Genomic DNA, 22,679 nt, shown 5'->3' with positions numbered 1-22,679 from the left:
TCGGTCCTCGCGCCTCAGCTCGTCCAACAGGTCGTCGATGATGCGCAGCGCCTAGGCCGTCGCCGCGTTCGGTTCGGTTACGGTCGGGCGGATGAGGAACAGTGTGCGCATCAGCGGCGGCTCGACGATCGGCCGGATCACCAGGGCGCCGGCCTGGATGTCCTCGGCGACGGCGCTGTGCGGCAGGATCGCACAGGCCAGTCCGCGCCGGACCATGTCTTTGATCGCCTGCATGGATTCCAACGAGAAGGCGACGTTCGGCACCAGCCCGCGCGCGGTCATCGCGTCGGTGACCAAACGCCGGACCAGATCGCCCTCGTTGGGCATCGCCAGTTCGGCGCTGGCGATGCCTGCCAGCGTCACCGGCCCAGTCCCGTCGAACCGCGAACCCGGATGGGTGATCAGGCACAGCGCCTCGTTCAGCCGCGGTTCGCGGTGCAGCATGCGGCTGTGCGGCGCCGTGTAGGCCAGCGCAAGATCCAGCTTGCCCGACGCGACATGGCCGATCAGTGCGTTGGCTCAACTCCTCGAACAGCTTCAGTTCCACCCCCGGCAGGGCGCCGTGCAGCCGTTCCATCAGCCGGCCGGCCAGCAACCCCGACAGGCTGGGGGTCAGCCCCACGGCCTGTGTCCTCGGAACCTTCCCGGCCACCTCGCGCAGCGACCGTTTCAAATCCTCCAAACGCCGCACCATCAGCCTCGCCTCTTCCAGGAAGAGGAGGCCGGCCGGGGTGGGTGCCGGTGACGGTGCGGACCAGCAGCGGCACGCCGAATTCCCGCTCCAGCGCCTTGATCGGCACCCCCAATGCCGGCTGCGCGATGTTCAGCGCCAGCGCAGCCTTGCTGATGCTGCCCAGTTCGCAGACCAGGATGAAGCTTTCCAACTGGCGGCTGCGCATCGGCGGGGTCCATCGTTCCGGCGGTTCGCATCGCTTGCACGCGGTCTGCCAAGGGGCAGGACGCGATGCGCGTGGTCCAAAGCCACGCACCGGCGGCGGGGGAGGGCAAACAATTTTTATATGGGGGTGGTCCAAAGCTGTCCTGGACAGGGCCGGCGGCCTGCATTTGTATGCTTACAAAACAAACAGAATCCAGGCGGAACGCCGAACGCCCGTCACCGGGAGGGAGACACAACCCATGCGTGGCCTATCGTCAGAAAGAGCACCGGTTCCCAAGGACCCGGCAGGCGCGTCCCATCCGGCGCAACCCATTCCCTCCGGCCGCGCCCAAGGCTCCAACGGCCTGGCGGCTGGAAGCCATGCGGTGATGACGGGTGTCACCCGCATCTTCGGACCGTCCATGCCCTGGGGCCGGTCGATCTGGAGCTTCGGCGGGGAGAATTCTTCTCCATCGTCGGGCCGTCCGGTTGCGGCAAATCCACCCTGCTCGACGGGTTGGCCGGACTGAGCAGCCCCACCGACGGCATCATCACCTTCGAGGGCAAGCGCGTGCGCGGCACGGTTCCCGACGGGGTCGGCGTGGTGTTCCAGGAGGATGCGTCCTTCCCCTGGCTGAGCGTGCGCGACAACATCGGCTTCGGCCTGCGCCGTGCCGGATTCCGTGGAGCCGAGGCGGATGACCGCGTGCGCCATGCCATCGATTTCATGGGGCTGAACGATTTCGCCGACGCCGATCCCAACCAGCTGTCCGGCGGCATGCGCCAGCGCGTCTGCATTGCCCGCACGCTGGTCATGCGTCCTGATGCGTGTGGTGATGAAGGGCACCGTGCCGGTCTGACGGGTGCGTCTTCGGCGGTCGTTGAAGCGACCGCCGAAGCCCCGCCGCAAGCTCGGCATCGGCGTCGCTGCTGGGAATCGGAACGGTGCCGAGAACGGGCTGGCCGGCATAGGCACGGGTTCGTCTTTTCCCGGTTCAACGGAAGGAGCGGGCCGACCCCTGAAGCCGGTAAGCTTATGTACGGATACAAGAGTTGCACTTCGGGACAGAAACTACCCCTGCATGGCACAAATATCTCATAAGATGAATTATGGAAAATATTACGCAAAAGTGACCGCTGGGATGGCGCTGTCAGACTCCCGTTGCCGGGCTAAGGGCGGGCCCACATCTGCGCAACGCCTTTGTAATCGGCGATCGCGCCATCGGCGTGAACCAAGGTCAGGTTCTGGGCTTGGGCCTGTGCCACCAGCATGCGGTCGAACGGGTCCGGGTGTGACCACTCCAAACCTCCGGCCCGCTCCGCATGAACCGGGTCGATGGCGAGCGGGAGGAAGTTGTTCAAGGCAACGGCCGCGCTCGGAGACCCGGTGAAAGCCAGCTTCCCCTTGCTGCTCTTGATCGCGATCTCCCACACGGAGGCCGCGCTCACATAGACGCGATTCTCCGGGGCGGCAATTGCGGCTCGCACCGCCGGACTGATCGGATCGGCGCCGGCGTCCCACCAAAGGAACACATGGGTGTCGAGCAGCAGGTCCATCAGCGGCCTGCCCCTTTATCCGGCCCTTCGTCCGGAAAGCCACCGGCAAACAGCGCCTCGATCTGCGCGTCGGGATCGTCGAAGTCCGGTGCGATCCGGGTGACGCCCAGCGCCCGGGCCGGCTTGCGAGGCTCCGTCACCTTGGGCAGCGGAACCAGCTTGGCCATAGGAACACCGTTCTTGGCAATGACGAACTCCTCCCCGGCCGCCGCCCGGTCGACCAAGCCCGAAAGGTGTGTTTTCGCGTCATACAAGCTGATATGGCCCATGGCATCCTTCCCTTGACCAGCTTGACCAATGTGGGCCGGGCCGTGGGTTTGGTCAAGTTGGTTAAAGGCGATCGGCAAGCGGGGTGGAGGTTTTGGGTTTCCTGAAAAGCAGGATGCGCACCAGCGTCGTTCCGATCGCTCCTTGAGCAACCGTCAGGGCCGTCACCACCGCCGCTCCGGTCATGCCGAAGACCGGGATCAGGACGGCGCCGAGAAGGACGCACACCGCCAACTGCAGAAGATTCAGCCGGCGCAGCGTGCGTCCGTGTCCTGTCATGGCCAGCAGAATGTCCTGGCAGGCCAGAAGGCAGTTGATCATCTGGCCTACGGCGAGAATGCGCAGCGCCGTCGCCGCGCTGCCGAACCCCTGCCCGACCAGATCGAGCAACAGCTCCGGCACGACCATCATGACCGACACCATCGGCAGACCCAGCGCCGCGACGGTCAGCATGATGGCACGGTTCATCGCCAGCAGGCGGGACGTCTCGCCGCGGCGATGCAGTTCGGCGTAATTGGGCGCGGCGAAGGTGCCGATGCTGATGATGACGACCCAGACCAGCATGGAGATGCGGTTCGCCACGCTGAACGCCCCGACCGAGGCCGCGTCGACGAACACGCCCAACGCGAGCACCGGCAGCGATGCCAGCGACACCTGCACCAGCTCGACGACGAACAAGGGAAGCGCCGTGTGCCACAGCGACGGCAAAGCCTCCGTCCGCCCGTCCGCAGACGCGGCATTGGCAGACGCGGCATCGGCAGGCCCGGAATGGTCGGTGAACCGGCGGCGGTCGCGCGCGAGAAGGACCAGACCGACCGCGACGCTGAGAGTCAGAGCGCCCGCCAGAGCCAGGATCAGAGAATCGAGGCTGGAAACCCCCGCCAGAAGAGCGGCAAGCATCAGCACCGGCCACAGCGCGTTCTGCACGAACTGCGCCGCAACGCCCCGCTTCAGCCCCGCCAGAGCGGATCCGATGGTGATGGTCAACGTCTGCGGCACCAAGGCCAGGGCGGACAGGCGCAGCGGCGTTTCGAGATCCGGCGCCTCGAACAGCAGGTGCGACGCCGGCCCGGCCAGGGCATAGGTCACCACCGCGGCCAAGGCCGCGGCGAGTCCCGTGCCAACCAGTCCGGTCCGCAGGTCGCGCCCGGCCGCCCGCCCCTGGCCGATGGCCAGTTCGGCGGCGATGTGCCGCGTGATCGCCCGTTCGAGCCCAAGCCGCGCCATGGTTGATGCCAGGCCGATCCAGGTCAGGCACAGGAAGAACAGGCCGGCGTCATGGGCGCCCAGCGCACCCGCCGCTATGATATAGAGGCCAAGCTTGCCGGCGACCTCCACCCCGCGCAACCCGAGGCCGATGCCATAACGCCCGAGGGCACGCCATGTCTGGAGACGCATCACGCTCTGTGGGATAAGGGGTTTTTGCGGAAGCGGAAGACATCCGCGGACGCGTGGGGAACGGCCGTGTAGGGCCGCGTAAGGAGAGCCGTCGGTTGATGACCAGTGTGACGAAAGGGCGATGCCACCGGAGCGTTCGGGCGGCGCTGGCTCTGTGCCTTGCCGCAGCCCTGCTCGGGCAGGGCCGCCCGGCCGCCGCGCAAGACACGGAGGAATGGCGCGCCGTCGACATCCGCCAGGAAATCCGTGCCCATTTCGACCGTCTTCCCTATGGCTGGTGGATTCGCGAACCCGAGCTGCACTTGAACACCTACGAGGTCGAGGTCAACATTCCCGATTGGTGGCACGGCAACCCGACCTCTGCGGTGAACAATTTGTGCCCCGAGCGGCAGAGCCGCATCTGGAAGGTGGCGAAGATCCTGACCTTGCGCCCTTTCTTCCAGAAGCGGCCCTGGCCCGAGGTCGATTGCCGCCGCTGAGGCCGTCGATGCGAGGCCGTCAGGTCCTGCTCGACTGCCCCAGGGCCGCGCGCAGCCGGTCGGCCATGCCGTCGCGCGCCACGAAGATGAAGTTGTTGATGTAGACCTGGCCCTTGACGCGGTGCGTGCCTGCTGCGTTCAAGGCGGAGCGGGACTGGTGGCGGGCCGGATCGAAGCTGTCCAGCGTAGACAGGCGTCCCGCCAGGACGAAATAGCCGCGATATCCCAGCGGGGTCAGCAGAGCCTGCAGCGCCGCCAAGGCTCCGGGATTGTGCCGCTCCTCCGCCTCGATCAGCAGATTGGGACGGTCACGGTCGATCAGACGGAGACCCCCGCCGACCACCGCGGTCTCATGCCCCTCCACATCGATCTTCAGAAACCCGACCGGTTGATCGTCGTAGCGGTCCAGCGTCCGGCGCGGGACGGTCACCGCCTCCACCTCTTCGCCATGGGCGCCCACCGCCCCCCTCTCGACCGAAGCCAAGGCGGACGAGCGCGGCACATGAAGCACGATGGAGCCGTCGCCGTCGCTCAGCGCACACCCCTCCACCCGCAGCCGGCCGGACGCGATCAGCGGCGCGAACTTGCTCTCCAGCAACGCCGCGAGTTTCGGGTTCGGCTCGAAGGCGGTCACGCTGGCTGACGCACGGCAAAGCCAGAAGGTGTAGATGCCGCTGTTGGCGCCGATGTCGTAGGCGGCCTCCCCCGGAACGCACAGGACGGGAAGAAGGCGCAGCTCCGGCTCGGCGTAGTAGGGCGCGAGCCGGTCGCGAAGCCAGGTCAGTCGGCGGAACATCCGCGGGTGACGGAGTTCGATCGCGGCTTTCAGTGAAGACAGTCGGTGGTTCATGGCGCGTGGCTCGGTGGGGCTGGGGCCGGCATCCTGGCACCCAACCAAAAGTGGGGGATTTCGGCAAAAAGCAAATAGCTAAAAATTGAGACAAAATGCTTCAAAAGCCCAACCACCCCATGACAGATCTATACCGGACGTGGTAAGCCATACAAGTAAAGTGCTCGACCCACACGCTACGGTACCCATAAAAGATGCTGTCCCAACATCTGGAAAATCGCAGGCAGAGCCAATCGGCTGACCAGCTGGAAGGCTCGCCGGCTCAGCAATCGCATGGGGTACTTTTTTCCAGCGGCGTGTCGGCATTTACGCCGCGCGATCTTCTGATACTCGCTTTTTATCACAAGCGCATCATCCTGATTGTCGCTCTTCTTTCGATCATCGCCGGCTTGGCAGCCGCCACCTCTGCGCGCACACGCTACGCCGCGGAAAGCTTGGTCATGATGATGATCGACCGCTCGCATGCGGGGATCAGCGACGTGGCCGGCACCCTGCCCTCCGTCCTGTCGATCGACGGGCTGAAGTCGGTGGACAGCGAGATCCGCATCCTGGAAAGCCGCCGGGTGATCGAGGACACGCTGAGCGCGCTGGACCCCGTCACCCTGTTCCCGGAAATCGCGCACCCTCGCCTCTTCGGGCTCCTGCCCGCCGACAGCCCGCAGGACCAGCTCGAAAAGGCCATCGACAAGTTCAAGCGCCGCCTTCAGGTGGAGCAGCAGTCCTCCTCCAACATCGTGCGTCTCAGCTTCAACCATGAGGACCCGGACCTCGCCGCGGACACCGTCAACGCCCTGGCCGACGCCTACCTGAAGCGCCGCCGCGCGATCTTCGACATTCCGCGCTCGCCCTTCCTCGCCTCCGAACTGGCGCGCCATTCCGACCAATTGAAGAGCATCGAGGGGCAGATCCAGGCGCTGAAGTCCGAGTACGACATCGTCGACCTCGTGCAGGAAAGCCTGCTCGCCGCCAATCAGGTGGACAGCATCGTGCAGCGCCGCCGACAGACCCAGGAGCGTCAGGCCGCCCTCCAGGCGGAAGTCGCCGCCGCCAAGAAGCGGCTCGCCGCCCTGCCGGAACGGGTGTTCGATTTCAAGGAACAGAGCAACCAGAACCAGAACGACGACGACCGCAACGTGCTGCTCCGCCTGGAGCTGGAGCGCGACCGGCTGGCCTCGCAGTTCCTGCCCGACTACCCGCCGCTTCAGGAATTGGAGCGGAAGATCAGGACGGTTCGCCAGTCGATGAAGGGCAGCGACAAGCCGGTGTTCAGCACCACGCGCGAGGTCCGCAACCCGACCATCCCCTTCCTGAGCAACCATCTGCTGACGCTGGAGATCGAGCAGGACGCCGTGGCCCGGCAGCTCGACGAGCTGAACCGCCAGCACACGGTGGCGGTGGAGAAGGTCGGCCGCCTGCGCAAGGCGGAAAGCGAACTGCGCGACCTGGAGCGCACGCGCAGCGTGATGGAGGACATCTACCGCGACTACGCTCAGCGCACCGAGGCCGCCCGCGCCGAGGAAGAGGCCGCCAAGGTGCGCTTCTCCAATGTCCGCGTCGTGCAGCCGGCGGTGGCGCCGGCGACCGGGACGAGCATGGCGCCGAGCTTCATCATCGCCGGGCTGGTCGGCGGCATCCTGCTCGGCGGGGCGGCCGGCGTGCTGGCGACATGGCTGCGCCAGGTCTACATCCTGCCGCACGAAATCGAACGCGACTTGGGCGTTCCGGCCATCGCCAGCTTCTCCGACACCGATGGCGAGCTGGTGTCCCCCGGCGCCCAGCAGGAGCTGATCCATCTGGCCGCCCAGTTGCGTGATCACGGCGCCGACGACCAACCGATGGCCCTGATCCAGTTCGTGACCGCCAACGACGGCGACGGCGATGCCATCGTGGCGCGCGGTCTCGCGCTGGAATTCGCCAAGGGGCGGGGCCTGCGGACGCTGGTCATCGACCTTTGCGGCGACGGCACCGGCCAGCTGGCGGCGATCAACGCCGGGGCGGACGACAAGATGGACGGCGAGGCGGACGGCGGAACCGGCGACCGGCTGCCGACCATCGAGCCGCAGGGGACCGGCGACCTCGAAACGCTGCCCTCCGCCGTGCCGCTGCTCTGGGTGTCGCGGCAGGCGACGGGGTCGGCGCTGGGCAGCCTGCGCACCCCCATCGCCCAGTCGCGCCAGATGCTGGAGCGGCTGAACCAACGCTTTGACATCATTTTGATTCTATCACCGCCGATCGGGAACAGCCATCTTGCCCGCCGGCTGTCGCCGATGGTGGACGCGAACATCCTGGTCGCCCGTGCCGAGCACACCCGTGCGCCGGTCGCGGCCCGGATGCGCGACTCCATCCTCGCGTCCGGCGGCGACATCGTCGGGCTGGTGCTGACCGGCCGCCACTTCCACATTCCCCAGGTGATCTACCGATGGCTGTGATGCCGATGGCTGTGAGAGGGGCGGCCGCGATGCGGGGCTTCCTGTTGGCGGCGTTGCTGGCGCTCGGCGCGTGCACCGGCCAATCTGTAAGTCCCAGGGAGGCGATGCCCGAGGGCTTCGCCCGGTGGGAGGATTCCACCCCAGCCTACCGGCTGGGTCCGGGGGACCGTTTCCAGGTCAAGTTCATGCTCGTCCCCGACATGGACGAGGAGGTGATGATCGGTCCCGACGGCTCCGCCGGGCTGCGCATGGCCGGTCAGGTCGACGCCGCCGGGCTGACGCCGGGCGAGCTGGCCTCCGTGGTCGAGACGCGCGCGCGGCGCTGGATGCGCGCGCCGCAGGTCAGCATTGGGCTGAAGGAAACCCCGTCGAACCGCGCCTATATCGGCGGCGCCGTCGCCCGCCCCGGCCCCTACCTGCTGAACGGCCGGATCGGCGTGATGGAGGCGATCACGCTGGCGGGCGGCTTCGACCGTGAGGCGCGGTACGAGGAGGTGGTGCTGATCCGCCGCAACCCCGAGAACAAGCCGATGCTGCGCACCATCGACACCCGCCGGTTCCTGGAGACCGGGACGGCGGTCGGTGACGTGCCGCTGGCCGCCGGCGACATCCTGTTCGTGCCGCGCAGCTCCATCGCCGAGACCGGCCTGTGGGTCGAGCAGTTCATCAACCGCGTCGTGCCGTTCGAGCGTGTGTTCAGCTACACGATCGGGCGCCAGACCGGCGGCGCCGTGACCTTCCCATGACGAAGCTCCAGACCGAACCGGGGCGGGAACATCCCACGGACACCGTCTTCGGGGTCGCCATCACCCGTCTCGACGTGGCCGGCGCGGCCCAGGCCATCGCCGCGCGGGCTCCGGAAGCCCCCTTCGCCTATGTCGTGACGCCGAACGCGCAGCACGTGGTACGGCTCCACCGAGGGAGCGACGCCCGTTTCCGCGCCGCCTACGACGGCGCGTGGCTGCGGCTGTGCGACAGCCAGATCATGCGGCACCTGTCCCGCCGGCTGTTCCGCAAGCCGTTGCCCAGCGCCAGCGGCAGCGACCTCACCGCCCACCTGTTCGCGCACGTCATCACGCCGGACGATTCCGTCACGGTGATCGGCGGCAACGACGAGCTGGAACGTCGCCTGCGCAGCCGCTTCGGGCTGAACCGGCTGGCCCGGCACGAGCCGCCGATGGGCTTCTCCGCCGACCCGCAGGAGGTCGAGCGCTGCGTCCGCTTCGTGCTGGACCACCCGGCCCGCTTCGTCTTCCTGGCGGTCGGCGCGCCGCAGTCGGAATGCCTGTCGCTGGCCATTCGGAACACCGGACGGGCAACCGGCGTCGGGCTGTGCGTCGGCAGCTCACTGCTGTTCGTCACGGGACTGGTGGAGCGCGCCCCGCCGCTGTTCCGCCGCCTCGCCCTGGAATGGCTGTACCGGCTGGCCCAGAATCCGCGCGGTCACGCCCGGCGGGTTTTCGTGGAGTCCCTGCCGCTCCTTGGCATCGCCCTGTCCGCCTGGTGGTCGGAACAGCGGGACCGGACACGGCCGAAGCCGGCGGCGCGCCCATGATCGTCGAGCTGGGAGCCCGGCAGCGCGGACGCATCCTGTCGCCGGTCCGGGCGGCCGCGCCGCACCGCGCCCTGCCCCGCTCCCTGACGGTGTTGATCCTGCTGGCGGTGCTGCCCCTGTTCGGGCAGAGCTTCCATTATCTGGTCGATGTCCCGCCGCTCTACGCCCTGTCGAAAAGCTGGCCGGTCCTGACCATCCCGCTCGCCGTCTACGCGATGGCGCAGATCGAGCTGCCGTTCAAGTCGCTGTGCATCGCCCTGCTCGCCTACCTCGTGGCGATCACCCCGGCGGTGTCCATGGTCCAGCTCGGCAACGGGCTGACCGACGCGATGGCGACCACGGTCAAGGTCTGGCCCTTCGCCTATTGTTTCTCGCTCGCCGCGCTGCTGACCCTGCTGCGCCCGACGCTGCCGCAGGTGCGCGGCGCGCTGATCGCGCTCGGCGCCGGCACCTTCGTCGTCATGCTCGCTCTATGGCTGGTCGTCCCGCCGGAGGCCTACGCCACCGACCCGCTGAAGAGCAAGCTGCTGATGTACGACTTCGAGCGCGGCTACCGCATCTTCATGCCGATGTTCTTCGGCGTGCTGTTCCTCTTCTACCTGTCCCGGCGGTTCTGCGCCTACCGGGAATGGTGGACCATCCCGCTGCTGCTGGCCGGGCTGCTGCTGATGGTCCTGATCTACAAGCAGCGCACGGTTCTGGGCGGCGTGGTCCTGGTGGTCGGCTTCGCCATGATCACCTCGGCGCGCGGCTGGTGGCGCATCCTGGCGGTCAGCGCGGCCCTGCTGGCGACCATCGTCCTGGCCGCCGTCTACAGCGTGGACCTCGCCAACCGGGCCGAGCAGATGCTCGGCGCCTCCCTGTCGATCCGCCAGAACTCCATCGTCCTGGCGCTCGACTTCCTGGAGGTGACGCCCTTGCGCTGGCTGCTGGGGGTGGGCGCCATCACCCGCTTCAGCAGCGTGACCCTGGCGGACATCCTGGGCAGCGATCAGTTCTATCTCGCCGACATCGGCTGGATCGGCGTCGTCTTCGAATACGGCGTCATCGGCGCGGTGCTGATCGCGGCCTTCTACGTCGCCGCGCTGCGCACCGCCCGCCGCTCCGCCGACCGTGACGACCCCATGACGCTGGCGCTGGGCGATTACGTCCTGTTCGCCCTGGCGACCTCCACCATCTACTCCGTCGTCTTCACGCCCGGCGAGGTCGCCAGCGTGATGGCGCTCGCCCTCTTCTGGCGCAACGCCCGCCGGCAGGCCGGCGCCCAGCGCCCATCCAGCCCCCCGAAACGCCCCGTCTTCAGCATGGGAAGGCCATGACCGCCTCCACCTCCACCGCCGCCGCCACCTCCGCATCCCCGGCCTTCTTCCGCCGCCTGCGCCGCCTGCTGGCCCATCCGGGTTTCCGCGCCGAGCCGGTGCCGGTCCTGGCCCGCGCCGCCCTCTGGCTCGGCTGCGTCGCCCTGAAGCGCAGCCCGCGCTTCCGCCTGACCTCCGGCGGCGAGCAGCTGCGCGTGCCGCCGGATCTGCGCTACACCTCCGTCACCTCCTTCGTGCTGCGGGATTGGTCGGAGCCGGAGCTGCGCGAACTCGACCAGTTCGTGGCCCCCGGCGCCGTCTTCATCGACGCCGGCGCCAACATCGGGCTTTACACGCTGAAGGCGGCACGGCTCGCCGGGCCGGACGGCATCGTCGTCGCGGTGGAGCCCGGCACCGTCGCGGCCGACCGGCTGGCGGCCAACGTCGCCCTGAACCGCTTCGCCACGGTGCGTCTGGTCCGCAAGGCGCTGTCCGACCGGAACGGCACGGCGGTGCTGCATCACGTCTCGGCGGGCGGTGACCTCCAGGCCTTCTCCCTGCTGGGCGACAGCGCGACCAAGGAGGGCGAGGAGGTGGCGACGGTGACGCTCGACAGCCTCGTCGAGGAGTTGAACCTGCCGCGCATCGACTGCATCAAAATGGACGTCGAAGGGGCGGAGCCCATGGTGGTCGAAGGCGCGCGGCGCAGCCTGGAGCGCTGGCACCCGACCATTCTGTTCGAAGTGAACAGCGCCATCCTGCACCGCCGCGGCGAACGCACCGACGGCTGCTGGGACCGGCTGGAGGCGATGGGCTATCGCTTCTGGCGGCTCGAACAGGGCCGTCTGGTGTCGATCACCACGGTGCCCGCCGACTTCTGCAACGTGGTCGCCATGCATGGCGGAAATTCCCCGTCATGAGCATGGCCGGGGAGACGCATGGTTCGCGCAAAGAGGTCGTTGAACGCAGGCTTTCCGAGATTCTCCAAAATGCGACAAAATCGGAAAATCCGGTTGTGACTCTTTGTCGAAATTTATCGCGTCGGCGTCGCCAATGCTGGCTTAAGCCATTTTAAATAGTGTGTTAGTAAGAGGTCGTCATGTCACCTCAACCATCAATAGCATTTTCGTCGCCGCTGCACCGCTATGTCCAGCACGGTCATCGCCGTGTGGACGGCTGGCTGTCGCGCCTGGATGCCCGCCTGATCGCCACCGTCGGTGTCTGGCAGACCGCCGAGGGCGTGACGGGGAGCCTCGGCGAGATCGGCGTCCATCACGGACGGCTGTTCATCCTGCTGGCGCTTGTGCGCAAAGCGGATGAGCGGGCCTTCGCCATCGATCTGTTCGACGACCAGCAATTCAACGTCGACCAGTCGGGGCAAGGCGACGAGACGGCCTTTCGCGGCAACCTCGTCCGCTTCGGGATCGAACCGGCGTCGGTCGAGGTGGTCAAGGGCAACTCCCTGGCTCTGTCCTGGAGCGGCCTCGCCGACCGGCTGGGTCCCGCGGTCCGCCTGTTCAGCATCGATGGCGGCCACACCGCCGACGTCACGCGCCATGATCTGGGTATCGCTGACGACAGCCTGGGCGACGGCGGCGTGATCGTCCTCGACGACTACTTCAACCCGGAATTCCCCGCGGTGTCCGAGGGCATGTGCCGCTTCATGGCCGACCGGCCGGGAGCCCTCGCCCCCTTCGCCATCGGCGACAACAAGCTGCTTCTGGCCCGCCCGGACTGGGCCGAACGCTACCGCGCCATGGTGGTCGGCGCGGTGCCGGCGCGCCATTTTGTCCGGGACACCGAACTGTTCGGCCAGCCCGTCACCGTGTTCCGCACGCCGCGGACGCCGATGCAGTTCATCCGGCAGACCGGCCTGACCCGCCGGCTTCGCTCCCATCCGCTGGGGCAGGCGTTGAAGCCGATCATCCGCCGCTTCGTGCAGGGGTAAGAGACCACCATGCGCGACGACGTGCAGGTCCGTTTTCCGGCTGAAGAGCGAAACGCCGTTCCGGACCCTGCCGCGTTGCCGCCGCCGGCCGCCGTGCCAGACGCCGAGCCGGAGGTCGGGCCATCCCCCGGCGATTTCGCCGGGGCACGGGATGGCTGGCTTCACTGGACGCATGGGCTCGTCAACCGGCTGGTGAAGGGGGCCGACGGGGTCCTGCTGGCCCTCGCCGGGCTTGCCGCCTGGGCCGTCTGGACCGCCCGGACGGACGGCGTGTCCTTCGACGACGGCCGCCTGCTCATCCAGGCGGTCATCTTCACGGCCGTCACGCTCGGCGTCTATCTGCGCAGCATGACCACCATCGGTGCCTACCGTGTCGAAAACTACCGGCACTGGGGGAAGTCGCTGCTGGACGTGGTCGGCGGCCTGCTGCCGGCCGGAACCGTCCTCTCCCTGCTCGTCTGGGCCTTCCTGCCGGAGGTCGGCCCGTCGGACATGCTCGCCCTGTGGGGCGGGACGGCGCTCGCCTGTCTCGGGGCTGGCCGCATCCTGGCGGCCCGGGGGGTGCGCCTTCTGGAGGAGCGCGGGGTGCTGCGCCGCCGGGTCGTCATCCTGGGCGCCACCGACGTGGCGGGGCGGATGATCGAGCATTTGGACCGGCCGGAGCACCGGGCGAACTACAGCATCCTCGGCTTGTTCGACGACCGCGACAGCGATCGCCGGCCGGCGTCCCTGGCCGGCTTGCCGGTGTCCGGCGACCTGACGGACTTCAAGCGCTTCCTGCCGGACAACCGTGTGGACATGGTCGTCATCGCGCTGCCCTGGCGGGCGGCGATGCGCATCCACAGCCTGCGCATGCAGCTTCAGATGATCTCCCTCGACATCCTGATTCCGCTGGACGAGGAGAGCATCCGGCTGCGGCTCGCCAACCTTCGACACATCGGCGACATCCCGGCTTTGCTGGTGATGCGGCAGCCGCTGCGCGGCATGCAGATCATCGTGAAGCGGATCGAGGACGTCGTCGTCGCGGGCCTCGGTCTGCTCGTCGCCTCGCCCTTCATGCTGGCCGCGGCCATCGCGGTCCGCCTGGACTCGCCGGGGCCGATCATCTTCCGGCAGACCCGCGTGGGCTTCAACAACCGCCCCTTCACGATGCTGAAGTTCCGCACGATGAAAGTGGACGACAGCGACGACGGCGCCATCGGCACCAGCCGCGACAACCCGCGGATCACCCGCGTCGGCCGCTTCCTCCGCCGGACGAGCATCGACGAGCTGCCCCAGCTCTTCAACGTGCTGACCGGCGAGATGTCGGTGGTCGGCCCGCGCGCCCATGTTCCGAACATGCGGGTCGGCAACCAACGCTACGCCGAGGTGGCGCGCGAATACGCGGCGCGCAGCCGCGTCAAGCCGGGGATCACCGGCTGGGCCCAGATCAACGGCATGCGCGGCGGCATCCACACGGTCGAGAAGGCGCGCGTCGGGGTTGACATGGACATTCACTACATCGAGAACTGGTCGCTATGGCTCGATGCGAAGATCATCATCAGCACCGTGACCACCGGCCTGTTCGGGCGCGACGTGTTCTAGGCCTTCTGGCCCTCGCCGTCGGGCTGTTGGCGGGTGGCATGGCCAAGGCGAAATCCGACGGGTTGCCGGCGCGCCCGCTGCTCGTCTACCACGACAGCTGGTACGAGCGCCCGGCCACCGGCCCGGCCGCCACGACGCTGGCGACGCTCCCCGGCTACATGAATCTGGTCGCCCTGTCCTTCGCCCGGCCGGACGCCGCCTATCCCGGCCGCCTCGACCTCAAGGGGACCGGCCTGCAGTACGGCTTTTCCGGCATGGTGCTGAGGGATGCCATCACGCTTCTGAAGCAGCGCCAGCCGGGCACCCGTGTGCTGCTCGCCGTCGGCGGGGCCAATTACGCGAATTGGGACGCGCTGAACCTCGACGCCCTGGTGCGGCTGGTCCGGGATCTGGGCGTCGACGGGATCGATCTGGATTATGAGCCGGAGATGCCGGGTTGTTCGGTCCGGCCACCGGGGCGGGTTCGCTGCCTGTCCGACGCGGCGTGGCAGGATCTGGTCACGCGTTTCCGCGCCGCCTTCCCGCGCCCCCTGCTGCTGACCGTACCGGGCTGGAGCATCGGGGCCTATGGCGAGGGTGCATTCCGGGACGCTCCGCCGCGTGGCCCCCACACCGGGTCGATGCTCAACCTGCTGCGCTCCCCGCAGGCCGCGGCGATCGACCTCGTGTCCATCATGGCCTATGAGGGCGGCCCCACCTTCGATCCCTGGCAGGCCTATCAGGCTTACCGGCAGGTCTGGAAGGGGCCGCTCGCCCTCGGCGTCCAGGTGCCGCCGAGCCAACTCGGCGGGCCGACCTACACGGTGCCGCTGGCGGAGCGGCTCGCACGGGACGTCGCGCAGGACCCGCAGGGCGGCATGATGCTCTACCCGCTGCTGGGGCGTCCGCCCGGCGCGGTCGGTCCGGACAATCCGGACGGCCGCCTGCTGTCCCAGGCGCTGTGCCGCGGGTTGGGCCTCGACGGCTGCGTCGAGGCGCTTCGTTGAAGGTCCCAAGCGGAAAAGACCGATGCCGGTTGCTTTCGCACAGGCATGACGCCTCCTGACTTTCAGACGATCGCCGTGCCCTATCCCCTCACCTGCCTTCGTCAAAGATATTTTCCCAGGCCGATCTATCGATTGCGAATGATTCGCATTCGTGCTTAGGAGTGGGCTGCGAGGTTTTGGGAACGGGTGTCGTCCACGTCATGGCTGAAAGAGACCGGTCTTCCCTGCTGGGTCTGCTGCTCGACCATTATGAAGAGATGACCCGCCATCTGGCCCGGCGCCTGGGGTCGCTGTGCCTCGCCGAGGACGTCGTGCAGGACACCTATCTGCGGCTGCGCAGCCTGACCGCCCTGCCGGAGATCGACAACCCACGCTCCTACCTGTACCGCATGGCCGACAACATCGCGCTCGACCGGATGCGTGCTGAGACCCGCCGGGGGCGGCGCTTCGCCCCGGCGGAACTGGGGCTCGACCTTCCGCTGGACGAGCCGGACGCCGAGGCGACGCTGGAGCACAAGCAGCGGCTGGAACGGCTGAGCCGGGCGCTGGACGAACTGCCGCCGCGCTGCCGCGAGGTGTTTCTGCTTCACAAATTCGATGGGCTGAGCCATGCCGACATCGCCGCGCGCCTCGGCATCTCGCGCAGCATGGTGGAGAAGCATGTCATGAAGGCCCTGGCCCATTGCCGCGACCGGCTGGCGCTCTGATGGAGCGCGAGCGCGACCAACCGGATTTACCGCACGACCCGCGGGACGCGGCCCTGGCGTGGTTCGTGCGTCTGGAATCCGGCGACGCCGACGCGGCGGACCGCCGGGCCTTTCACGCCTGGCTGGCGCGGGACCCGGCCCACCGCCGTGAATACGACCGGCTGGCCGGGCTGTGGGGCGATCTGGACCGGGTGGCCGACCCCCGCGGGAATCGCCGTGCCGCGCCGACGCGGCGCCGTTTCCTGGCGTTCGGCGCCGCTGGCGGGGCGGCGGTCTGCGCCGCGGCGCTGGGCGGAGCGGTCGTCCTGACCGGCTGGCCGGGCGATCTGAAGACCGGAATTGGCGAGCGGCGGACGGTGGCGCTGGACGATGGCTCGGTCCTCACCTTGGACGCCGACAGCGCGCTCTCGGTCGAGTTCTCCGCCAAAGAACGGCGCGTCCGTTTGACCGAGGGGCGGGCGCATTTCGTCACCGCTCCCGACCCGCAACGCCCCTTCGTCGTGACCTGCGCCAACGGGCGCGTCGCCACGGCCGACGCCAGCTTCGTGGTGCATCGCTGCCTGGACTCCGTCGTGGTGGCGGTGGAGACCGGATCGGCCAGCCTGACCACCGGGTCTGAAGCTCCCCTTCCCATCGCCGCCGGACAAAGCCGGTCCTACGGCCCCGACGGTCCCGGCCCGCTGCTGAGCCAGGGTGTGGCGGTGGAGAACGCATGGCGGCACGGCCGACTGGTCTTCCAGGGACAGCCGCTCGACGCGGTGATTGCGGACCTCAACCGCTACCACCCCGCCCGCATCGTGCTGTGGGACCGGCCGCTCGCCGGATTGCGCTTCGACGGCAGCGTGGACATCAGCCGGCCGGACGCAGCCCTGAACGCCATTCTCCGCACGCTCCCCTTGCGCACGCTGCGCCCCGTTCCCGGCTTGGTCATCATCCGTTCCGTCTAGCCGGTTCATATCGAATTTTTCCAAATCGAGGTGAGGTCGTTCACACCGGGCATCGTCGTGACTTGCATACACGAAAATGCAACTCATTCGCAAAACGACGGGGTCTTGGTGATGATCGATAGCGGGGGGCGCCGGCTGCGGGGGCAGACGGCGCAGGGGAAAGACGTGCGCGGGAAAGCGGTACGGGGTGGCTGGACTCCGGCTCTGTTGGGCATGCTGCTGGCATCGACTGCGCTTCACGGCGCAATGGCGGCGCCCGCAACGACCGGGGAAACACCCGTTCAGGTGGCCCAGCAGGGCCGGACCGTCTCCTTCGCCATCGCCGCCGGACCGTTGCCGGGCGTGCTCGCCGCCTATGGGCAGGCCACCGGCCTTCAGGTGCTCTACCCCTCCGACATCGCGCAGGGCGTCTCCTCGCCGGGGGTGACGGGCACTCTGGCGCCACAGGACGCGCTGATCCGCCTGCTGGCCGGCACGGGCCTGATCGCGCGCTTCGTCGACGCCGACACGGTGACGCTGGAGAAACTGCCGGCCCATGCGGGCAGTGCCACGGTGCTCGACCCGGTGACCGTCCAGGGCGGTATCCCCGGCGATCCGGGCCGCAGCGAGGGCACCGGTTCCTACACCACCGGCTCGACCGACAGCGCCACCAAGCTGACCCTGACGCCGCGCGAGACGCCGCAGTCGGTCAGCGTGATGACCCGCCAGCGCATGGACGACCAGGGGCTGAACGAGATCCGCGACGTCCTCGACCAGACGGTCGGCGTGGCGCGGTTGCAGGCCGGCGCGCTGGGCAGCGACGGCACCGAAATCTACTCGCGCGGGTTCGCGGTCAAGAATTTCCAGGTGGACGGCATTCCGCGTTCGACCGTCTACGGCTTCGACGATTCCATCTCCGACATGGCGGTGTTCGACCGCGTCGAGGTGGTGCGCGGGGCGACCGGCCTGCTGAACGGAGTCGGCGATCCCTCCGCCGCGGTCAATATGGTCCGCAAGCGCCCGACCCCGGTCCTCCAGGGCTACGCCGAGGGGCAGATCGGCTCCTGGAACCGCTACCGCGGCGAGGCCGACCTGTCGGGTCCGCTGGTCGAGAACGGCCGCCTGCGCGGGCGCGTCGTCGGCGCCTATCAGGACAACGACAGCTTCATCGACCGCCTGCACGAGCGCAAGAAGGTGCTCTACGGCATCCTGGAGGCCGACGTCACCGAGGACACGACCTGGAGCGTCGGCATCGAGTACCAGAAGCACCGGTCCGACGACGCCTCCCGCGCCGGCTTTCCGCTGTTCTATGCGGACGGGACGAAGACCAACTTCCCCCGCTCCTACAACAGCGGCGCCAACTGGGCGTATTTCATGCACGACAACCTCACCGTCTTCAGCGACCTGAAGCACCGCTTCGGGAACGGCTGGACGGCGACGCTGAACGTGGAGCGCAACAACCGCGAGTATGACGGCCTGCTCGGCTACGCGGTGCGCGGCAACCTGAACCGGGACGGGTCCGGCATGGGGATCTGGCCGGGCCGCTGGAACTCGGATCTGGAGCAGACCTCGGTCAACGCCGACGTCAGCGGACCCTTCGAACTGTTCGGACGGCAGCACGAGCTGATGGCCGGTGTCGGCGGCTACTACGCCAAGCGCAAGGGACTCGACTACCCGCTCTGGTACATCACCGGCTACGACTACTCGATCCCCAACTACTTCACCTGGAACGGCAACATCGCCCAGCCGACGCTCAACCCGACCGGCTGGTCGCAGACGGACGAACGGCAGATGGCCGCCTACGCCGCGACCCGGCTGCGCCCGACCGACGCCCTGTCGTTCATCCTGGGCGGCCGCATCAGCCGCTGGTCGCAGGACGAGAAAAGCCATCCGAACACGGGCGTGGCGACCGTCAAGAAGCGGTCGGAGAATGGGGTGTTCACGCCCTACGCCGGCATCGTCTACGACGTGACCGACATCTGGTCGGTCTACGCCAGCTACACCAGCATCTTCAAGCCGCAGGACTACAAGGATGTCAGCGGCCAGACCCTCGATCCCCTGGACGGCAACGCCTACGAGGCGGGCGTCAAGGCCGAGTTCTTCGGCGGCCTGCTGAACGCCAGCGCCGCCGTGTTCCTGATCCAGCAGGACAATCTGGGCGAGGTCGATTCCGGCCGCTTCACCCCGGACGGCGGGCAGGCCTACCGGGCGGTCAAGGGTGCGGAAAGCAAGGGCTTCGAGCTGGAAGTGGCCGGCGAGGTGATGGCCGGCTGGCAGGTCGGCGGCGGCTACAGCCACACCACGGTCAAGAACGCCAACGGCCAGCGGATGATGACCTACGTGCCGCAGGACACGTTCAAGCTGTTTACCACCTACCGGCTGCCGGGCGCCTGGGACCGCGTGACGGTGGGCGGCAACATCAAGTGGGAAGGCGACATCCACAACGGGACGGGTGCCCGGCGGTATGACCGGGACGGCTACGCGGTGGTCGATCTGATGACGCGCTATCAGATCACCGAGAAGGTGGCGGCCACGCTGAACCTCAACAACCTGTTCGACGAGAAGTACCTGAGCAGCATCCAGACCAACGGCTATTATGGCCAGCCGCGCAACGTCCTGCTGTCCCTGCGGGCGAGTTGGTGATGACGGCGCGGCGGGCGGCGGGCGCGCCGGGCACCGGACGGCGCCGCCATCGCGGCTTCATCGCCGCCGCGGTGGTGCTGGCCGGATTGGCCTCCGCCGCCCTGCTGCGCCCGGCCGATCCCGCCGCCTCGGCGGAGGTGGCGGTCGTCGGCCGCGGCACGGTCGAGGACACGGTGACGGCGCTCGGCAAGATCCAGCCGCGCGCCTACGTCGATGTTGGCGCCCAGGTGTCCGGCCAGTTGACCCGGCTGCACGTGGCGGTCGGGCAGATGGTCCGCGAGGGCGATCTGCTGGCCGAGATCGACCCCGCCCTGCAACAGGCCAAGGTCGAGGCCGGGCGGGCCGAGCGCGCCCGCCTGACCGCCCTGCTGGCCGAGCAGCGGGCGCGCGCCGACTTTGCCGAGGCCCAGCTTGCCCGTCAGGCGGCGCTGCGGCGCAGCGGGTCGGGGCGCGGCGAGGCCTTCGATCAGGCCCGCATGGAGGCGCGCATCGCCGCCGCCCAGGTCGAGGCCACCCAGGCGCAGATCCGCCAGACGGACTCGACCCTCCAGGCCGACGAGGCGCAGCTCGGCTACACCCGCATCTACGCGCCGATGAGCGGCACGCTGATCGCGGTGGACGCCCGCCAGGGCCAGACCATCAACTCCGCCTACGAGGCGCCGGTCCTGATGCGGATCGCCGACCTGTCGGCGATGACCGTGTGGACCCAGGTGTCGGAGGCCGACGTGACCCGGCTGAGGGACGGCATGCCGCTCTACTTCACCACGCTCGGCCATCCCGGACGGCGCTGGACCGCGCGCCTGCACGAGATCCTGCCCGCCCCGCCGAAGCCGCCCGCCTCGGGGAACGGCGGCTCGTCCGCGTCCGGCGGCGGCGGAGCGGCCAACAGCGTCGTGCTCTACACCGCGCTGTTTGAGATCGCCAACGACCGGGGGGAGCTGCGCCCGGACATGACCGCCCAGGTCTTCTTCGTGGCCGCCGCGGCGAAGGACGCCGTCACGGTGCCGGTCGCCGCCCTGACCTCGGCCACCCTGAACCCGGCCGACACGGCGGCGGAATGGCACCGCGTGACGCTGATCGGCAGCGGCGGCGCCATCGAGACGCGCGAGGTCCGCGTCGGGGTGCGCGACCGCTTCAACGCCCAGATCCTGGAGGGGCTGGCCGAAGGCGAGCGGATCGTGGTGGGCTGGAAAACCGACGACGGCCGCCCACCCAAGATCGGGTTCCGGCTGTGAGCGGCCCGCTTCTCGTCCTGGAGGACATCCGCAAGACCTACATCAGCGGCGGCGGCCTGGCGGTCGAGGTGCTGCGCGGCGTCTCCCTGACCGTCGAGGCAGGGGAGTTCGTCGCCATCGTCGGCAGCTCCGGCTCCGGCAAATCGACGCTGATGAACATCCTCGGCGGGCTGGACCGCCCGACCTCCGGGCGCTACCGCGTCGACGGGCGCGACGTGACGGCGCTGGAAGGCGACGAGCGGGCGGCGCTGCGGCGGGACGGCTTCGGCTTCGTCTTCCAGCACTACCATCTGATCCCCGGCACGACGGCGCAGGAGAATGTCGAGATGCCGGGCCGCTACGCGGGCCTGCCCGCCGCGCTGCGCGAAGGCCGCGCCGTCGCGTTGCTCGGCCGCCTGGGGCTGGAGGAGCGGCGCCATCACCGCCCCAACCAGCTTTCGGGCGGTCAGCAACAGCGCGTGTCGATCGCGCGGGCGCTGATGAACGACGCCCCGGTGATCCTGGCCGACGAGCCGACCGGTGCTTTGGACAGCGCCAGCGGGGCGGAGGTGGTGGCGCTGCTGCGCGAGCTGTCCGCCGCCGGGCGCACGGTGATCCTCATCACCCACGACCGCAAGGTGGCGGAGGCCGCCGGCCGGGTGATCGAAATGCGCGACGGTCGCATCGTCGCCGACAGCGGCCGCCCGGCCCCGTCGCCGGCAGCCCCCTCCCCCGCCCCGGCGGAGCGCGTGGCCGCCGGCGCCTCCCTGTGGACCGACGCCAGGGAAGCCCTGTCGGCAGCGCTGCGGTCGCTGGGGGCCAACGGCTTCCGCACGGCGCTGACCCTGCTCGGCATCGTCATCGGCGTGGCGTCCGTGATTGCCCTGCTCGCCATCGGCGAGGGCGCCAAGCAGGCGGTGATGGCGCGGGTCGGCGCGCTGGGGGTCAATCTGGTCTATGTGGTGGCGGGCAGCGGCGATCCCCGCCTGCCGGCCACGCCGCTGACCGAGGCCGACGGCGAGGCCATCCTGGACTTGCCCAACGTCGAAAGCGTGATGCCCTTCCTCGCCACGCCGGTGATGGTCCGCCACGGCAACATCGACCACCGCACCGAAGGGCTGGCGACCTCGGCGTCGCTGCCGCTGACCCACCGCTGGCCGGTCGCCCGGGGGGCCTTCTTCACCCGCGCCGACGAGCGGGCCGGGGCGGCGGTGGCGGTTCTCGGCCACCGCGTCGCCGAACGGCTGTTCCCGCGCGGGGAGTCGCCGCTGGGCAAGCATGTGCTGGTCAACAACATTCCCTTCTTGGTCACCGGCGTGATGGCGCAGAAGGGCGACCTGACCGGCAACCAGAGCACCGACGACTGGGTGTTCGTGCCGCTGTCCACCGGCGTGCAACGGCTGATCGGCAAGCCGGACCTGGAGTTGATCCTCGTCTCGGTGCACGACGTGGGGCGGATCGCGCAGACCCGCGACGCCATCCAGGCCCTGATCGCCGGGCGTCACGGCCAGGAGGATTTCCAGATCCACGACGGGACCGCGCGCATCCAGGCGGCGGCGGAGACCCAGGACACCATGACGCTGCTGCTCGGCTGCGCCGCGGTCATCACGCTGCTGGTCGGCGGCATCGGGGTAATGAACATCATGCTGGTCAGCGTGACCGAGCGGACCCGCGAGATCGGCATCCGCATGGCCGTCGGCGCCCGCGCCGCCGACATCGAGCGGCAGTTCCTCATGGAGGCGGCGCTGGTGGCCGGGCTGGGCGGTTTGGCCGGGGTGGCGCTGGGGCTGGCCGGCGGCGCGGTGATCGGGCTGCTGGCGATGCCGGTGGTCTTCACCGCGACCGCGATCGCCGGGGCGGTGGTCTCCGCCGTGCTGACCGGCATGGTCTTCGGCCTGATCCCCGCCCGCCGCGCGGCGCGGCTCGACCCGGTGGCGGCGCTGGCGAGCGAGTGATCGAGG

At 68.7% G+C, this 22,679-nt stretch carries 21 protein-coding genes; 15 read left to right on the top strand and 6 right to left on the bottom strand.

All coding sequences use genetic code 11. The annotated features are described in order from the left end of the window. Window positions 1-51: 51 nt before the first annotated feature. Together DS837_RS17755 and DS837_RS17750 are read right to left on the bottom strand one after the other, a co-directional pair. Window positions 52-471: a LysR substrate-binding domain-containing protein gene (locus tag DS837_RS17755; RefSeq protein ID WP_247890008.1), complete on the bottom strand. Its 420-nt coding sequence runs from the start codon at window positions 469-471 to the stop codon at window positions 52-54. 35 nt (window positions 472-506) lie between these two features. Beyond that, a complete protein-coding gene (locus DS837_RS17750) occupies window positions 507-899 on the bottom strand; it encodes a helix-turn-helix domain-containing protein (RefSeq protein WP_149165976.1) in 393 nt (130 codons plus the stop codon). Between the two features lie 120 nt (window positions 900-1,019). Here DS837_RS17750 and DS837_RS17745 point away from each other — a divergent pair, with 120 nt between their 5' ends. Then, a complete protein-coding gene (locus DS837_RS17745) occupies window positions 1,020-1,979 on the top strand; it encodes an ABC transporter ATP-binding protein (protein ID WP_149165975.1) in 960 nt (319 codons plus the stop codon). A 68-nt stretch (window positions 1,980-2,047) separates the two neighbouring features. Here the strand turns inward: DS837_RS17745 and DS837_RS17740 are convergent, their stop codons facing one another. The 3 genes from DS837_RS17740 to DS837_RS17730 all read right to left on the bottom strand — a co-directional run bounded on the left by DS837_RS17740 (window position 2,048) and on the right by DS837_RS17730 (window position 4,099). After that, window positions 2,048-2,434 (bottom strand): type II toxin-antitoxin system VapC family toxin, encoded by a 387-nt coding sequence (locus tag DS837_RS17740; protein ID WP_149165974.1) that lies wholly within the window; start codon window positions 2,432-2,434, stop codon window positions 2,048-2,050. Next, window positions 2,434-2,703, bottom strand: coding sequence for a type II toxin-antitoxin system Phd/YefM family antitoxin (locus DS837_RS17735; RefSeq protein ID WP_149165973.1), 270 nt, complete (start codon window positions 2,701-2,703; stop codon window positions 2,434-2,436). The genes DS837_RS17740 and DS837_RS17735 overlap by 1 nt, the downstream gene beginning before the upstream one ends. A gap of 61 nt (window positions 2,704-2,764) precedes the next feature. After that, complete coding sequence (locus DS837_RS17730; protein WP_149165972.1) at window positions 2,765-4,099, bottom strand: oligosaccharide flippase family protein; 1,335 nt, start codon at window positions 4,097-4,099, stop codon at window positions 2,765-2,767. A gap of 98 nt (window positions 4,100-4,197) precedes the next feature. On the opposite strand from DS837_RS17730, the gene DS837_RS17725 reads away from it, so the two are divergent. After that, complete coding sequence (locus tag DS837_RS17725) at window positions 4,198-4,578, top strand: hypothetical protein (protein ID WP_247890001.1); 381 nt, start codon at window positions 4,198-4,200, stop codon at window positions 4,576-4,578. Between the two features lie 19 nt (window positions 4,579-4,597). Here the strand turns inward: DS837_RS17725 and DS837_RS17720 are convergent, their stop codons facing one another. Beyond that, complete coding sequence (locus DS837_RS17720; RefSeq protein WP_149165970.1) at window positions 4,598-5,428, bottom strand: FkbM family methyltransferase; 831 nt, start codon at window positions 5,426-5,428, stop codon at window positions 4,598-4,600. Window positions 5,429-5,868: 440 nt separating this feature from the next. On the opposite strand from DS837_RS17720, the gene DS837_RS17715 reads away from it, so the two are divergent. The 13 genes from DS837_RS17715 to DS837_RS17655 all read left to right on the top strand — a co-directional run bounded on the left by DS837_RS17715 (window position 5,869) and on the right by DS837_RS17655 (window position 22,673). Continuing rightward, the gene (locus tag DS837_RS17715; protein WP_170295895.1) at window positions 5,869-7,857 is read left to right on the top strand and encodes a GumC family protein; all 1,989 of its coding nucleotides are present in this window, start codon (window positions 5,869-5,871) and stop codon (window positions 7,855-7,857) included. Window positions 7,858-7,961: 104 nt separating this feature from the next. Next, the gene (locus DS837_RS17710; protein ID WP_247890000.1) at window positions 7,962-8,603 is read left to right on the top strand and encodes a polysaccharide biosynthesis/export family protein; all 642 of its coding nucleotides are present in this window, start codon (window positions 7,962-7,964) and stop codon (window positions 8,601-8,603) included. Next, a complete protein-coding gene (locus DS837_RS17705) occupies window positions 8,600-9,412 on the top strand; it encodes a WecB/TagA/CpsF family glycosyltransferase (RefSeq protein ID WP_149165968.1) in 813 nt (270 codons plus the stop codon). Before DS837_RS17710 ends, DS837_RS17705 begins: the two co-directional genes overlap by 4 nt. Next, window positions 9,409-10,731 (top strand): hypothetical protein, encoded by a 1,323-nt coding sequence (locus DS837_RS17700; protein WP_149165967.1) that lies wholly within the window; start codon window positions 9,409-9,411, stop codon window positions 10,729-10,731. Before DS837_RS17705 ends, DS837_RS17700 begins: the two co-directional genes overlap by 4 nt. Then, window positions 10,728-11,630: an FkbM family methyltransferase gene (locus tag DS837_RS17695; protein WP_149165966.1), complete on the top strand. Its 903-nt coding sequence runs from the start codon at window positions 10,728-10,730 to the stop codon at window positions 11,628-11,630. Before DS837_RS17700 ends, DS837_RS17695 begins: the two co-directional genes overlap by 4 nt. Window positions 11,631-11,809: 179 nt before the next feature. Next, window positions 11,810-12,658 (top strand): class I SAM-dependent methyltransferase, encoded by an 849-nt coding sequence (locus tag DS837_RS17690; RefSeq protein WP_247889999.1) that lies wholly within the window; start codon window positions 11,810-11,812, stop codon window positions 12,656-12,658. Between the two features lie 9 nt (window positions 12,659-12,667). After that, entirely contained in the window at window positions 12,668-14,242 is a 1,575-nt protein-coding gene (locus DS837_RS17685) for an exopolysaccharide biosynthesis polyprenyl glycosylphosphotransferase (protein WP_149165965.1), read from the top strand. A 38-nt stretch (window positions 14,243-14,280) separates the two neighbouring features. Beyond that, on the top strand, window positions 14,281-15,228 hold the full coding sequence (locus DS837_RS17680; protein ID WP_149165964.1) for a glycosyl hydrolase family 18 protein: 948 nt from the start codon (window positions 14,281-14,283) through the stop codon (window positions 15,226-15,228). A gap of 200 nt (window positions 15,229-15,428) precedes the next feature. After that, window positions 15,429-15,935: a sigma-70 family RNA polymerase sigma factor gene (locus tag DS837_RS17675; RefSeq protein ID WP_149165963.1), complete on the top strand. Its 507-nt coding sequence runs from the start codon at window positions 15,429-15,431 to the stop codon at window positions 15,933-15,935. Then, window positions 15,911-16,882, top strand: a complete 972-nt coding sequence (locus tag DS837_RS17670; protein ID WP_170295894.1) for a FecR family protein — start codon at window positions 15,911-15,913, stop codon at window positions 16,880-16,882. The genes DS837_RS17675 and DS837_RS17670 overlap by 25 nt, the downstream gene beginning before the upstream one ends. A 285-nt stretch (window positions 16,883-17,167) precedes the next feature. Then, window positions 17,168-19,504 carry a TonB-dependent siderophore receptor gene (locus DS837_RS17665; protein WP_247889998.1) on the top strand — a complete coding sequence of 779 codons (2,337 nt, stop codon included), beginning with the start codon at window positions 17,168-17,170 and terminating at the stop codon, window positions 19,502-19,504. Beyond that, a complete protein-coding gene (locus DS837_RS17660; protein ID WP_247889997.1) occupies window positions 19,504-20,739 on the top strand; it encodes an efflux RND transporter periplasmic adaptor subunit in 1,236 nt (411 codons plus the stop codon). Before DS837_RS17665 ends, DS837_RS17660 begins: the two co-directional genes overlap by 1 nt. Further along, entirely contained in the window at window positions 20,736-22,673 is a 1,938-nt protein-coding gene (locus tag DS837_RS17655) for a MacB family efflux pump subunit (protein WP_149165959.1), read from the top strand. Before DS837_RS17660 ends, DS837_RS17655 begins: the two co-directional genes overlap by 4 nt. The last annotated feature ends 6 nt before the right edge of the window (window positions 22,674-22,679 follow it).

The organism is Azospirillum brasilense, from assembly GCF_008365405.1.
Taxonomy (GTDB): Bacteria; Pseudomonadota; Alphaproteobacteria; order Azospirillales; family Azospirillaceae; genus Azospirillum; species Azospirillum brasilense_D.
This window is presented reverse-complemented; position numbering and strand designations above follow the sequence as displayed.

What these genes read in the sequence shown, in the direction of transcription:
- DS837_RS17750 (WP_149165976.1), bottom strand. Translation starts at nt 899, where the DNA reads ATGCGCAGCCGCCAGTTGGAAAGCTTCATCCTGGTCTGCGAACTGGGC.
- DS837_RS17745 (WP_149165975.1), top strand. Translation starts at nt 1,020, where the DNA reads ATGGGGGTGGTCCAAAGCTGTCCTGGACAGGGCCGGCGGCCTGCATTT.
- DS837_RS17740 (WP_149165974.1), bottom strand. Translation starts at nt 2,434, where the DNA reads ATGGACCTGCTGCTCGACACCCATGTGTTCCTTTGGTGGGACGCCGGC.
- DS837_RS17735 (WP_149165973.1), bottom strand. Translation starts at nt 2,703, where the DNA reads ATGGGCCATATCAGCTTGTATGACGCGAAAACACACCTTTCGGGCTTG.
- DS837_RS17730 (WP_149165972.1), bottom strand. Translation starts at nt 4,099, where the DNA reads ATGCGTCTCCAGACATGGCGTGCCCTCGGGCGTTATGGCATCGGCCTC.
- DS837_RS17725 (WP_247890001.1), top strand. Translation starts at nt 4,198, where the DNA reads ATGACCAGTGTGACGAAAGGGCGATGCCACCGGAGCGTTCGGGCGGCG.
- DS837_RS17720 (WP_149165970.1), bottom strand. Translation starts at nt 5,428, where the DNA reads ATGAACCACCGACTGTCTTCACTGAAAGCCGCGATCGAACTCCGTCAC.
- DS837_RS17715 (WP_170295895.1), top strand. Translation starts at nt 5,869, where the DNA reads ATGATGATGATCGACCGCTCGCATGCGGGGATCAGCGACGTGGCCGGC.
- DS837_RS17710 (WP_247890000.1), top strand. Translation starts at nt 7,962, where the DNA reads ATGCCCGAGGGCTTCGCCCGGTGGGAGGATTCCACCCCAGCCTACCGG.
- DS837_RS17705 (WP_149165968.1), top strand. Translation starts at nt 8,600, where the DNA reads ATGACGAAGCTCCAGACCGAACCGGGGCGGGAACATCCCACGGACACC.
- DS837_RS17700 (WP_149165967.1), top strand. Translation starts at nt 9,409, where the DNA reads ATGATCGTCGAGCTGGGAGCCCGGCAGCGCGGACGCATCCTGTCGCCG.
- DS837_RS17695 (WP_149165966.1), top strand. Translation starts at nt 10,728, where the DNA reads ATGACCGCCTCCACCTCCACCGCCGCCGCCACCTCCGCATCCCCGGCC.
- DS837_RS17690 (WP_247889999.1), top strand. Translation starts at nt 11,810, where the DNA reads ATGTCACCTCAACCATCAATAGCATTTTCGTCGCCGCTGCACCGCTAT.
- DS837_RS17685 (WP_149165965.1), top strand. Translation starts at nt 12,668, where the DNA reads ATGCGCGACGACGTGCAGGTCCGTTTTCCGGCTGAAGAGCGAAACGCC.
- DS837_RS17680 (WP_149165964.1), top strand. Translation starts at nt 14,281, where the DNA reads ATGGCCAAGGCGAAATCCGACGGGTTGCCGGCGCGCCCGCTGCTCGTC.
- DS837_RS17675 (WP_149165963.1), top strand. Translation starts at nt 15,429, where the DNA reads ATGGCTGAAAGAGACCGGTCTTCCCTGCTGGGTCTGCTGCTCGACCAT.
- DS837_RS17660 (WP_247889997.1), top strand. Translation starts at nt 19,504, where the DNA reads ATGACGGCGCGGCGGGCGGCGGGCGCGCCGGGCACCGGACGGCGCCGC.